The organism is Hyalangium sp., from assembly GCF_035629615.1.
In the GTDB taxonomy this organism is placed as follows: Bacteria; Myxococcota; Myxococcia; order Myxococcales; family Myxococcaceae; genus Hyalangium.
On sequence record NZ_DASPHO010000690.1, the window covers coordinates 1 to 12,253 of the forward strand.

Genomic DNA, 12,253 nt, shown 5'->3' on the forward strand with positions numbered 1-12,253 from the left:
GCGAGCCCTTCCGTGAAACAACCCGACAACTCCCCCACGCTCACCAACGGCGTACCCAACCCGCCGAAGGCCAGCCCCCGGCGCGTCCCCTCGAAGGTGGAGCGGTGCGCGCTCCTCGTGTTCACCGTCGCATGGGTTGAAGCGAGCTGCACCGGAGTGCAGACGCGGCCGGACCCGGAGGCGTGCCCCCAGGAAGCCGTTGAGGCGATGGAGAAAGAGCTAGGTTGGTTCGTGGGAGATCAGCCCGCCATCATCGTTGACGTGACCAAACGAATCCCCGAACCCTTGACCAAGCGGGAAGACGCTTGGGCGGTGTTCAACGACGGTCCCGTGACGGGTGAGCTTGCAGAAGCAGAAGGGAAGGCCCCGAAGGGGACACGGCTGGAGGGGCACCTGTGGACGACGGGGGATCGCATCTATGGCCGCTATCGTCGTGCCCAACTCCCAGGAGGGCGCACGGTGCCGATCTGTGTCGAGCTGGGCGGCGTGAATTACGTGGGCATGGACAAGCGCGAGGGCTCGAAGCCCGGCGCCGCCGTGGGCTCGAAGGAGACCAACGGGCTTGCTGTGAAGCGGTGGCGGTGAGCGCGGCACTGTAGCTCGGCCTCGTGGCGCGCGCGGGTAGCTCCACCTCGGCCCGGTGGGGCCCTGCACGTCGGACAGCTCTAGTAGCGCAGCGCGCAGAGGAGCTGCGGGCGCGACTCCTGTATCACCCTTCCCAGCCGCTCAGGCCCGAGGACTTCCCAGGGTCCGCATCACGGTCGTTGACAAGTTGGCATTAGCACATGGCTCGACCATCAGGTTTAATCTCCTGTGGAGAACCCTGAGTCCTACCTGAACGACGCTCGATGCTTGCTCCGGTTTCCGCCGCACAACGCCGTGTCCTAGAGATCATCGCCCGAGCCCAACTTGAGACTGCCAACCTCGTCCCAGGGCGACTCGTGCGAAGCGCACTACGGCAGTTTCCACCTGAGCAGGTCAATGTCCTGCTGGGCAGGGGAGTTCCTCGCCTGATCACGCAAAGCGGGCAGGCTCCACACGAGGAATATGGCCTGACTCTTGATGGCCTCCTCAACACCTCTCTCGGGGCAGATGCCTCCAAACTCCTTGAAGATGTGTTGCGGTTCTTTCAGCACTTGGAGCGTGCGCGGCCGGCCTTCCGTTCGTATGGGTGGGAACAACTGAAGAGTTTCCTGCGCCTGGGCGAGGACCGATTCTTCTTCACTATTTCGGTGCTCCGCATTGCCAACCTTGACTCAGGCGGGAGTTTCTCCGCTGGACCGCCTGCGTGGTTCACCTTGCATGTCCCCAGTGACATTGAGCAGATCCTACGCTGCGAGGCGCTGCCAGACCTTCTGGCGCTCCGCCTCCCATCTCCTGGGAGCCAAGGGATGCCCCCCTCTTCCACAACAGAGCCGACCGCGTCGCCATCTACGACACTGAACGAGATCCTGAGCATCCAGGACAATGCGTCCGAGTTCGCGAGGCTCAAGGCGCAAGTACACTCTGGCCGTGTCATCCCCTTTGTAGGTGCCGGGCTATCGATCCCCTGCGGATTCCCAGGGTGGACGGCCTTTCTGCTGGAGGAGGCCAAACACGCCGGAATCGAGGCTGAGATCCAGGCGGACCTCAGCGCTGGGAAGTATGGAGAAGCCGCACAACGGCTGGAAGATGAACTCCACTCCTTTGCCTTCCGGCGGCGGATCGCTACCGTCTTCGGCAAGGAACTCCTGCCGAGTGGAGCGGTCAAACTCCTGCCAGAGATAGCTGCGGGCTCCATCATCACCACCAACTTCGACCGCGTCATCGAACGAGTCTTCAAGGACGCCTCCAAGCCGTTGGACTCCGTCTGGGGGGCAAGGTTCGGGGCCATCCGGAATGCGCTCTTCACGCAGGCTCGATACCTGCTCAAACTGCACGGTGATGCTTACGACGAGACGGAGCGGGTTCTCACCCAGGCCGAGTACGACCAGCACTATGGAGACATACAGGACCCCCTGAGGCCTTTGCCCTATGCGCTCAAGGCCATCTTCTCATCAGCGACCTTGCTGTTCCTCGGGTGCAGCCTCACCGTAGATCGGACGATTAAGATCCTCGGGCAGTTGTCATCGCAGCCGGTAGCTCCCGAGCACTACGCCATTGTCGAGGCCCCCGACTCCCAGGAAGACTTCCGGTTGCGGCGGCGAGCCCTCTCTGGCCTGCGTATCGTTCCCATTTGGTACCCTCGGGCGCGCCATCACTCGGTCGAGGTGCTCCTTCGCGCGCTCTGCTCGCCTACCCCCTGAACCGTGCCGGGAGGTGGCTCCATCGAGTCGGGGTCCACCTTACTCCGCAACGTCCTGACAGCGTGGGCGGGTGGGTCGCTTCGTGAAGATCGTGAAGCGCGGCGCGCAGGGATATTTCTGCACGAGGTCCGCCTCCGCCATGTTGCACGTATGTCGCAGGAGCGTGCGGAACGGAATGGGACGGGACGAAACGGGACGCGGCGGGATAACGACTCCGAAGCATTCCGGGCGGTTGCGAGGTAAGGGCACGATTCTGCTAGAGGTTTCGCACCGCCCGGCGTGGGTTCGATTCCCGCCGCTTCCAATAGAGGCGCTGTCGCCTTCAGCATTTGGTGCTGCGCCGGCTTGGTCACGGCCTCCTTTGCCTGCGCTGCATTGGGGCTCGCGCTCCTCTCGTGAACTGTCGCTCGAAGAAGAGTTCGGGGGGCGGCAATGGAGGGAAGACGCCATCAGAAGACGGAGTGTCTCGGCTACACCCAGGCGCTCCCGCTCCTGCGCGACACCCCGCTCATGGCGGGGCTGGACGGAAAGCCGCTGCGCAACACCGACGGCAAGTAGATCACCCTCCCGCAGGCTCGAAGTTGGGCTTTTGGACGACATCAACTGGAATGGGATCGACCGGTCGAATGTGCCCGGCGCGACGGCCCCCGGAAGAAGATTCGCTAAGCCGTTGCCGAAGCTGCAGGACCGTGCGCCTACGAGGCCTCCGAGGGCACTCCGACGATCATCGCCACCACTCGCTCTTCGACCGGAGCGAGGAGGGGAATCTCGGCGAAGGCTCGCCGGAGCTGCTCAGGGTCGATCGGATCGTCGGTGAGATAAGGGGAAAGTTCAGTCAGCTGCCACAGCCGCTTGCGACGGGAGCGGCGCTCGAGTGCTGCCCTGACCCTGGGACGTATCAGCCTGAGCCAGGCATCGCTGATCGACCGCGGATCCGGGAAGGGCTCTTTCTGCTTCTCTTTTGATGGGAACAGCGCGTTGCGGATGGCTTCGTAGTCCTCCAAGAGGTCACGTGAGCCGACTCGCTTCGCCTCCCTCATCCAGGCCTCGAGCGACTCTTTGAGGAGTTCGAGCGCCCTGCGCCGACGCGCGGGGAGAAGCCCGGCCTCGCAGTCGCGCAGCCGCTCCGTGAACGAGGACACCAGTGTCTGGGACCGAGGAGTCGGGTCGGCTCGGGGACAATCCGGGCCGAGGCGCTTCTGCAGCGCGTCTGCCACCTGAGCGAGATCCGTCTTCGGTTCCCCTTCGAGCGTCTCGAAGAACACCCATCGTGGCGCCTGGCGATGGAGCCCGCCTACGGCGATGAAGGCCCAAGGTACCGCGCTCTGCACCATGCTGACGCAGGCGATGACCTCCGCCTGGCTCCCGCGGACGGACTCGTAGTCTGCGGACGGCACCAGCCCAGCGTCGCCTACCAGCGCGCGCACCGGGCGGAACGCGTCATACAGGTCTGCTGGGTGCTCATTGTGCTCAGGAGCATCGACGCTGGCTTTCGCGGCGAGTTCCGTCACATCCACCAACGCGGGATCTGGCGGCAACTGCAGGTTTGAGCCGATCAGGTCATGGACCAGCTCATTGCGGTCGCGGAGGATGTCGCGGCGCTGCGGCGCAAAGGGCTCTGGGTCCTTCGGCCACCAGATGCGCACCCGCTCGTGGGGACTGTCCATGCGATCGATCCGGCCGGCACGTTGCTCCGCGATGCGGATGACAGTGGGCGTGTCGAGGTGAATCACGCACGATGCACGCTGGAGGTTCATCCCCTCACTGAATGCGTCCGAGCACAGGGCAACCAGGCGGCGCGTCTTCGATTTCAGCCCCAGTCGCCGGACGGCCCGGCGCTTCGCTCCAGCCCCACCCCTGCCGAGCAGAAGTTCGACGGGGAGCTTGCGGGCCTTGAGCTTGTGCTCGAACAGCTCGAGCGTAATGACATAGGAGTCGAACGCGATGAGGATCTTCTCTTCCTTCAGGAGTTGCTCGATGTGGTTCAGCTTCGCTCGCTCCCGGTCGTCACTCATGCGAGCAACCCGAGACGCGATCTGATCGTAGGTCTCGGCGTCCTCTTCGCACGCCAGACGGTGGGCCTCTGGATCCCAGAGCCATGGCTCCACGGTGGGTGGTTTCAGCGCGTCCAGCTCCCATTGAGGCACCTGCCCAGCGCATTTCCGGGTCGTGCTCGCCATGTTCCCCGTGGGTTTCTTGGCGGAGATGTGCAGGCCTTCACCGAGTACCCGGAGCGCTTCCTGCGTCCCATGGACGTGCTCCAGCAACGCGAGCCGTGAGGAGCGCAGCGACTCCATGACGTGGTACCGCGCGAGCGCTTTCCCATTGGCGACGATGGAGCGGATGTAGCCCTCCTCCGAGAGCTCTAGCCCCTTGGGCACAGCGAGGCGCTTGGGCAGGCGAGAGACGCCTTTGAGCTTCTCAGCGAGGCTGGCGATCTCCCTCGCAAGCTCGAGGTCCCCACGCCTGCAGAAACAGTCGTAGTAGTGCGCTTCATGCTTCGGGTAGCGGGCTACCCGATCGTGACCCGACAGCCGGTATTTGTCCCTTGCAGCATCGACGATGTCGTTGAGCTGGGCTCGCGTGCGGCGCACGGTGAAGCGCCGGATCTCCTGGCGGACCTCGTCGAGCCGCTCATTGTCTGCGGAGCGGAGGTGGGCACTGCGGCGGAGCGCCGACAGGCTCTTGAGAGACTCCTCCGAGAAGTTGTCCGCTCCCAGGAGTTCCACCAGGGCGAGCAGATCCGCCGCTCGCCGGTTGATGGGAGTCGCAGTGAAGAGGATCGCGTTCTCCGCGTAGTGCGCAACCAGGCGCGAGGTTCGGCTGGAGCGGTTCAGGTAGTTGTGCGCCTCGTCCACGGAGAGCAGCTCGGTGTCCAGGATGCCGCGCACCAGGGTCTCGTGGCGTGCCGCCGTCTTGACGCTGAGCGGTCCATGCGAGTGGACCTGAATGGGGATCCGCGTCTCGGACAGGCCCTCTTCCCAGATTCCAACGATGGGCGGAGGCGCAAGGATGACAGGCGCCGGACCTCGGCTCACGCCGCTGCGGTACTGGCGATCGAATGCGGCGCGGATGAGCCAGGAACCCATGCGGGTCTTCCCCGAGCCAGTCGCGTCTGCGACGAGGACGCTCCCGACGTTCTCGAGGATCCACATCGCCTGAGAGATACCTTGGAGCTGGTGAGGCCAGAGCGGCCGCTCGAGCCCCTCGAGCAAGTCAGGGGGGATGTACTCGCGCGCCCAGTGTCCCTCCAGGATGGCCGCGCAGGCGCGCGCCAGCGCCTCGATCCAGGTGACGTCGCGCAGGAGTGTCTCGAGCAACCCGATGAGATCGTTGCCGTACTCACGGCCTCGCCGCCAGAGGCCTTCGGCCAGATTGCGAGCCTCGGAGTAGCGCTCCTCTTCGGTCAGCTCGAAGCGGACGTTGGCCTCGGATTGCCTACCGAGTCCCTGAGGTGTGAAGTTGCTGGAGCCGACGGTGACCGCTTGGCTGGACAGGTAGATCTTGGCGTGGATGGGTCGATTGGGGGGAGCGATCCGGACCTGGACTCGGCCGCGTTCCACGAGTTCGCGGGTGTGCAGGACGGCTCCCGAGAGGAGAACGGACACGCCGCGCGTCATCCAGAAGTCACGCATCTCCTCGCCAAGATCGGGTGCGGGGATCCGAGCTCTGGCTGCGTCGGAGAGGAACGGCTCGGTGCCGAACAGGAGGCGGATGGGCTCAGGACCGTCGTTCTTGCACTGTGCCAGGAAGTGGATCACCTGCGCCAGCGACGCATACCCGACGACGAGGAGGACACCGCTGCCCGCCCCGAGGTCCGCCTGGAGGATATTGCCGACGCGCGAGGTACCCTCGTTGTGGGGGAACCGGGTGGGGGAGGGCCAGCGCGTCCACTCCGTGACGCCGTCAAGGTTGAGCTGGACTGGTCGCCGGTCGCGGGCTCTCTGTCGGCTGGACCGCAAGCGGCGCAGCACCTTCGTGCCAGTGCTTCCTGTGGCGGCCTGCTCCGCGTCGCCCCTCACGAACGCCAACCACCGGTTCAAGGTGGACGCGCGTCGCTTGCGCGTGGCTCGGGAGAGCGCGGAGCACGCTGCGAGGAAGTCCTCGGTTCTCGAGGGGTCCAGCTCCAGGACCTTGCGAGCACCCTGCCAGCGCAGCCACGCCTTTCCGAGCTTGCTGTCGGCGAGGGCCTGCCCAAAACCGCGGACGGCCTCATCGCCGCGGAGCCCCGAGAGCCAACGTCCCACTTTCGAGAGGCGGGAGTCCTGCTCGATGAGTCCCAGAGCCCGCCCCGCGCTCAAATAGAAGAGCCGATCGCGCTGGTGCGAGAACTCGGTGGTGATGTGCTGAGACTCGCCCGTTGCGAGATACTGAAGGAGCTCCAGAAGCCGGGACGCCGAGTTCGCCTGAGGGATGTCTCGGGTTGTAAGAGTAGGCGGGGAGGCCATCGGAGTGGCCTGATCACACGCGGTCCCGGCTCGGACGCAAGATTTTGGGCTCGAGCCGGGTCTCAGCAACGCCGGGCAACCACATCGCAGGTGTCCTCAGCTCACAGTGACTTCTTCTCCATCCCGCTCCCTGGGAGGACGGAGTAGCGCAGCAGCAGGACTCCGTTCTTGTAGACCTTGGTGGAGAGGAGCTCGAGGTCCGTCGCGCTCCGAAGCCGGGGTGAGACTGGGATTCCAGAGCCCAGGAGCAGAGGGTTCAGTTTGATGAGCACCTCGTCGATGAGCCCCTCGGCGAACAGCGCCGCTGCGAGGTCCCCGCCGCCGCAGAGGTAGATGTCCTTGCCCGGCCGCTCCTTCAGCTGTCTGACCACGCCCGCAGCCTCATCCGCGATCAGCTTCACCCGCGGGTTCGGGAGCTCCTTCAGCAACCGCGAGAAGACATAGGTCTCCATCGTCTGGTAGGGATCCGTCACCCCCTGCTTCAGGCCGACCTCATAGGTTCGGCGGCCCATCAGGACCGTGTCGTAAGTAGCGAACGACGCGAGATAGTCAGTGATGTGTTCACTCTCCTTCACGAGCCGCTCTTGCATGAAGCAGTCGAAGGAGCCGTCCTCACGGGCGATGAAGCCGTCAACGGTGGTCGCAACGTGGTACTTGAGTTTTCGCATACGGAGATCTCCAGGGCGCACGCCCGGTAACGGGCGGGAATCACAGGGCAACTGAGATGGGGCTTGGTTCAGGCCTACGCGCTCGGACGGCACGCTACAACGCCACGGCCAGGCAGCCGGAGCGAAGAGGGCGGTCACACAAAGCGTAGGCTGGCTAACGAGCGGAGATCATGGTCGACGCCGTGAAGCGTCGACTCCAAAAATAAGGCATCACCCTCCCGGTGTATAGAACTTCGTGAGCACCGAGCCGCTCCTTGTCCACAATGCGGCAGCGCACGATCTTCCTGACACGCTGAGGTTCTGCTCAGGGAGGCGGGACTCGGATGTTGAAGTTGTAGGAGACGGTGATCGGCCTGCCCTGATACCGCACCGGGTGGTACCTGCGGGACTTGAGCATCTTGAGCGCGGCCTGATCCATATGCGGCAGGCTCTTGAGGATGCGGCAGTTCCTGACCTCACCCTCACAGGTGAGCGTGCACCTGGCGATGATGAGGCCTTGGACTCGGGCCGCGAGCGCCTCTGGCGTGTGCTGGAGTTTCTCTCCGGAGATGAACACCGGTGGCACCATGCCCGCGCTGTAGGGACGCAGGTCCTCGTCGAAGGGCCCGGGGCACCTGGGATCATAGTCCACCGGCGGCAGGTCCAGGGCGGCATTATCCCTCGCAGGCTCGTCCTTCTCCGCGGGCTTCTCTGGAGCGCTCTCCTTCGGCATCCGTGCTGACAGCACCACCAGGCTGGCGAAGATCCCCATGTGCACCAGCCACGTCCCACCGGACCTGGCTGCGCGCGAGAGGGTTCGGCTTGCCTGCGTCTCGGTATCGGACTGGAACATGGGGTGGTTCCTCCCTCCACTCAAGGTAGGAAATCCCGGAGCCGCGATCTCCGTGAGCGGACCATTCTTCCGTCATGGTTTCGTCATGGCCTCGGCGGGCTCGCCTCTATTACAATCAGCCGCTGATCGGAGACATTGGACCGCGCGAGAGGGTCAGCCGCTCTTGAGCGCTCTGACGAGCTCCTTGCCATTCGGAGTACCGAGGCCCGTGCAAGCGTTCCAGAGCGCTTCGCTCGCATGGTAGGCGCCATTGGTCCCATGCTTGATCGTCGTGCACAGCTTCTTTCGCTCGAGCTGGTACCGGTAGAGGCTCGGATGGAGGAACCCCACCCGCCTGCCGAGCTCTGCGTTGACCCGGGTAAGGAGGGCGGCCCACATGGGGGCGGCGGCGCTCGTTCCTCCACCTGTGGCAGGGCCTCCACCGAGGACAATCGCATAGCCGGGGATCGGGCTGGCGTAGGCCGCGACGTCGGGCACGCCCCGCCCCTGCTGCCGCTGGATGACTTCGTAGACTCCATGGGTCCACGTGGCCACAGTGTTTTTGGGTACAGCGTAGCCCTCCTGGTAGGAGACAGGGCCGTTCAAGAAGCTGACGCCACCGCCACTGCTGCCCCCCACAGTGGGGAAGGAGAAGGGGCCCGAGCCGAGGAGGAGCACCTCGCCGAGTTGATTCCACACCCTCTCATTCGTGGGAAGGTTCTGACCCGCAGCCAGCTGCGTGCCGCCGCACCCAAGCACGAAAGGAGAGGCCGCCGGGAAATAGGTGATGGGCACAAAGGTGCCCTCTGACGGCGTGTCATCGCAGCGAAACGGAACCAGCGAGCCAGTGTCTCCCGACGCCGCGCAGAGGGTGATTCCGAGCAGCGCGGCCTTCGCGAAGAGGAGGTTGAACGCAGCCTCCTCCTCCTTCGTGATCGTGTACTCCGTGCTCACGCCACTGTTGATTCCCTCCACAGACTCGGGGAAGGCCCAGCTCGTCGACAGCACGGAGGGGCAGTTCTCCGTGTCAAAGACGGCCGCATTGAAGACATCGAAGAAGTCCCGGATGGAGTAGTTGCTCGAGCAGGCGTTGTAGACGACGATCGTGGACTCAGGGCAGAGGGATGCCACGAGCTCCAGGTCCATCGTGACCTCCAGGTCCGCTGAGGAAGGCGGGCGCGTGGGGCCGAGGTTGACGTCCACGATCGTTGGCGTGGGTGTGACCTGGAGCTGGCTCAGGTACGCCTGGACATCCTCTAGAGAGTAGGTGCCGGTCAGCTGAACGAGGCCCACGCACTGCCCCGCGCCTTGGTTGGCGGGATAGTTGTATGCCTCCGCGATCTGCAGAGGCGTCAGGGCCTTGTCCGGAAGGGCGCGGGCTTTCTTCGTGACGCCCCGAGTGGGAGGAAGGTGGATGTGGGTGCGTCTCAAGGCCGGAGGAGGAGAGGGCTTGGACTTGAGCTGCTCAGGCGGGGTGACGGGACGAGGTTCCACACCGAAGACCCACAGGAGGAGCCCGTCCAGGGCCTTGGGGGTTCTGAGCGAGCGCGCTCCGGTGCCGCTGTTCTTCTCCAGGCTGAACGCGGCATGGACCTGCGACGGCGCCCCCGTGAGGCGCACGGCCCCAGACAGCTTCGCCTGCTCCTTCCAGTCGGCATCCACGAACTGGAGCTGCGCGCTGGAGGCCCATGCCTCCAGTTGCTCGAGCACTTTGTCGGGAGTTCCGTACCGCTTGAGGTACTCAGAATAACGGAGTGGCGTGAGCGAGCCCTTGGCCAGCGTGTTGAGCTTCTTCTGGAGCGAAGCCGGCGGGCGAAGGATGAGGGTGATCGCCTGCGTGGAGCTGCCGGCAGACACCGGGCTCTTGCCCTGGATCGTGTCAGGAGAGCGGGCTTTGCGCTTGCTGGGCATGGGATCTCGAGCCGAGGAGGAACGAAGCAGCCAGATTCTCGTATCCGGTCCCAGGGGGCTCCGCAATGGCCGGAGGTCCTCGTTCCCAGGCTGTACGCGGCGAAGTAGCGTGCGCGGCCCGGAAACAGCCATGCATGAAGTCTTCCGCTTGAAGCATCACCTGCGCGCCGAGCCGCTCGATGACGAGCGCGTGTTCCTCATCAGCGAGCGTGATCGCATCTTGCTCCAGGGACGCCTTCACGCGCTCGTGGTGCCGCTCGTGGACGGGAAGCGCACCCTGGGAGAGTTGATCGAATTGCTCGCAGGCCGGGCCACCCCCCCGGAGGTCTACTATGTCCTGACGCGCCTCCAGGAGCGGGGGTACCTCACCGAGAGCACGGCGCCCCTGGAGCCAGAGGCCGCGGGGTTCTGGGAGTCCCTGGGCCTCGATGTGGCGCAAGCAGCCCAACGGCTCTCGGCGACGCCCGTCATGGTCCGCGCCACCGGAAATGAGGAGGTGAGGCCGCTCATCGAAGCGCTGGAGGCCGCGGGAGTCACGGTGCAGCCGCAGGCGGACGTCTGCCTCCTGCTGTGCTCGGACTACCTCGCCGCCGAAGTGGAGGCCTGGAGCCGTGAGGCTCGGCCCGGGACACGGTGGATGCCCGTCAAGACGGCAGGGGTCGAGTGCTGGATGGGTCCGATGTTGGGTGCCGCCGCGGCGCCCTGCTGGACCTGTCTCGCCGCGCGGTTGAGCGACAACCGCCCCGTAGAGGGCTATCTCCGGCAGCGGCGCGGGAGCGAGACGCACCTTGCTCCCCCGCGTGTCCAGCTGCGTGCCAGCGCGCGGGCCGGCCTCGAGCTTGCCGCCCTGGCGCTGGCACGCTGGATCGCTGAAGGTGGCAAGGGGGCACTGGACGAGCACCTGCTGAGCTTCGATGCAGGCGCGCTCCGGCTCCAGCAACATGCCGTGGTCCGGCGCCCGCAGTGCTCCTCCTGCGGGAATCCAGAGCTGGTGAGGGCTCGCGCGGAGCAGCCCATCGTCCTCGAGAGCCGGCCCAAGCGCTTCACCGCCGATGGCGGGCACCGCTGCATGACGCCTGAAGAGACCTTGGCGCTCTACCAGCACCACGTCAGCCCGATCACCGGCGTCCTGGGCGATCTCCGATCCGTAGGGGGCACCGATCCGCTGCGTCAGGTCTACAGCGCGCTCTTTCGGGTCCGCCCTCCTGGCCAGCGGCCCTCCTTCGGCGACTTCCACCACATCGCCAGCGGGAAGGGCCGCACCGCGGAGCAGGCCCGCGCTGGGGCGTTGGCCGAGGCCATCGAGCGTTACAGCGCTGTCTTCCGTGGAGACGAGAACCGGGTGCGAGCCCGGCTCTCGGAGCTCGGGAGCGCGGCCGTCCATCCCCACGAGCTCCAGGGGTTCAGCGAGGCGCAGTACCAGCGACGGCAGACGATCAACCCTCGTGAAGAGCCCAGGCGCGCGGTCCCGCTTCGTTACGACGGCGATGCACCCATCGACTGGACGCCGGTCTGGTCCTTGACGCATGGCCGCCGCCGCTATGTTCCGACATCGTTCTGCTATCTCAATGCACCACCGCCGTTGGAGGAGCAGTTCTGCTACTTCAACTCGAACGGAAACGCGGCTGGCAACGGCCTGGAGGAGGCCATCCTCCAAGGCTTCCTGGAGCTGGTGGAGCGCGATGCCGTGGCCCTCTGGTGGTACAACCGCCTCCGCCGTCCACGCGTCGAGCTCCAGAGCTTCGGCGAGCCCTACTTCCTCGCGCTCCAGGAGTATTACAACGCGCTGGGCCTGCGCCTCTGGGTGCTGGACATCACGCACGACCTGGAGCTCCCGTCCTTCGTCGCCGTGGCGTGGGCCTCGGACTCCGGACGGCTCTGGGTGGGCTGTGGCTGCCACTTCGAGGCCCGGCTCGCGGTGCAGCGAGCGCTGACGGAGGTCAATCAGTGCGTCAATCCACGCGACCTGACGCACTCATCGTGGACGGCCTCCGCGCTGGGGGACTCGACGTTCCTGCTCCCGGAGGAGACCGCGGTGCGGAGCCGCGAGGACTACTCTGAATTCCGTAGCAACGATCTGCGCGACGACGTGCAGGCGTGTGTGGAGCGCGCGAGTCGTGCGGGGCTGGA

General features: G+C 65.3%; 7 protein-coding genes and 1 pseudogene. 4 read left to right on the plus strand and 4 right to left on the minus strand.

The window, feature by feature from the left end; translation table 11 throughout:
* The 3 genes and pseudogenes from VD972_RS34635 to VD972_RS34645 all read left to right on the plus strand — a co-directional run.
* Window positions 1-585: pseudogene (locus tag VD972_RS34635) on the plus strand (serine/threonine protein kinase); the annotation flags it as partial.
* An 806-nt stretch (window positions 586-1,391) separates the two neighbouring features.
* Window positions 1,392-2,285, plus strand: coding sequence for an SIR2 family protein (locus tag VD972_RS34640; protein ID WP_324993085.1), 894 nt, complete (start codon window positions 1,392-1,394; stop codon window positions 2,283-2,285).
* Between the two features lie 432 nt (window positions 2,286-2,717).
* Window positions 2,718-2,843: a hypothetical protein gene (locus VD972_RS34645; protein ID WP_324993086.1), complete on the plus strand. Its 126-nt coding sequence runs from the start codon at window positions 2,718-2,720 to the stop codon at window positions 2,841-2,843.
* 137 nt (window positions 2,844-2,980) lie between these two features.
* Here the strand turns inward: VD972_RS34645 and VD972_RS34650 are convergent, their stop codons facing one another.
* The 4 genes from VD972_RS34650 to VD972_RS34665 form a co-directional block, all read right to left on the minus strand.
* Complete coding sequence (locus tag VD972_RS34650; protein WP_324993087.1) at window positions 2,981-6,733, minus strand: helicase-related protein; 3,753 nt, start codon at window positions 6,731-6,733, stop codon at window positions 2,981-2,983.
* A gap of 101 nt (window positions 6,734-6,834) precedes the next feature.
* The gene (locus tag VD972_RS34655) at window positions 6,835-7,401 is read right to left on the minus strand and encodes a dihydrofolate reductase family protein (protein ID WP_324993088.1); all 567 of its coding nucleotides are present in this window, start codon (window positions 7,399-7,401) and stop codon (window positions 6,835-6,837) included.
* Window positions 7,402-7,705: 304 nt separating this feature from the next.
* Window positions 7,706-8,233: an energy transducer TonB gene (locus tag VD972_RS34660; RefSeq protein WP_324993089.1), complete on the minus strand. Its 528-nt coding sequence runs from the start codon at window positions 8,231-8,233 to the stop codon at window positions 7,706-7,708.
* 153 nt (window positions 8,234-8,386) lie between these two features.
* Window positions 8,387-10,123, minus strand: coding sequence for a S53 family peptidase (locus tag VD972_RS34665; protein WP_324993090.1), 1,737 nt, complete (start codon window positions 10,121-10,123; stop codon window positions 8,387-8,389).
* Between the two features lie 130 nt (window positions 10,124-10,253).
* Between VD972_RS34665 and VD972_RS34670 the strand changes: the two genes are divergently transcribed.
* Window positions 10,254-12,253 (plus strand): TOMM precursor leader peptide-binding protein (locus VD972_RS34670; protein ID WP_324993091.1); only part of this gene is annotated, 2,000 nt, incomplete at its 3' end.

Excerpts from the sequence above, each read along its gene's own strand:
- VD972_RS34665 (WP_324993090.1), bottom strand. The coding sequence starts at position 10,123 with ATGCCCAGCAAGCGCAAAGCCCGCTCTCCTGACACGATCCAGGGCAAG.
- VD972_RS34645 (WP_324993086.1), top strand. The coding sequence starts at position 2,718 with ATGGAGGGAAGACGCCATCAGAAGACGGAGTGTCTCGGCTACACCCAG.
- VD972_RS34650 (WP_324993087.1), bottom strand. The coding sequence starts at position 6,733 with ATGGCCTCCCCGCCTACTCTTACAACCCGAGACATCCCTCAGGCGAAC.
- VD972_RS34660 (WP_324993089.1), bottom strand. The coding sequence starts at position 8,233 with ATGTTCCAGTCCGATACCGAGACGCAGGCAAGCCGAACCCTCTCGCGC.
- VD972_RS34640 (WP_324993085.1), top strand. The coding sequence starts at position 1,392 with ATGCCCCCCTCTTCCACAACAGAGCCGACCGCGTCGCCATCTACGACA.
- VD972_RS34655 (WP_324993088.1), bottom strand. The coding sequence starts at position 7,401 with ATGCGAAAACTCAAGTACCACGTTGCGACCACCGTTGACGGCTTCATC.